Origin of the sequence: Pseudomonas sp. SIMBA_068 (genome assembly GCF_046534705.1) — a bacterium.
Classification (GTDB): domain Bacteria; phylum Pseudomonadota; class Gammaproteobacteria; order Pseudomonadales; family Pseudomonadaceae; genus Aquipseudomonas; species Aquipseudomonas putida.
Map to the genome: position 1 here is coordinate 1 of NZ_JAWRYI010001158.1, position 251 is coordinate 251.

Annotated in this window: 1 protein-coding gene; it reads right to left on the minus strand. The window is 68.1% G+C overall.

Annotation, left to right across the window (positions count from 1 at the left end):
* Window positions 1-251 (minus strand): enoyl-CoA hydratase-related protein (locus tag SB756_RS33165; RefSeq protein WP_410913646.1); only part of this gene is annotated, 251 nt, incomplete at both ends.

Below are 251 nucleotides of genomic sequence, written 5' to 3' on the forward strand. Positions count from 1 at the left end.
TGCTCATCGAACCCATTGTCGAAGCTGGCATTGAGGCCGCGCTTGATCAGGGCCAGACCGTAAGTGGGCTGGGTGGCAAGCTGGCGGGCGAGGGTGAGGGCCTCGTCACGCAGCGCGGCATCGTCCACTACGCGATGGATCAGCCCCCACTGCTGGGCCTGCTCCGCGCCAAGGCGCTCGCCCAGCATCGCCAGGGCCTTGGCCCTTGCCATGCCGACCAGGCGCGGCAGTAGCCAGGTACCACCCGAGTC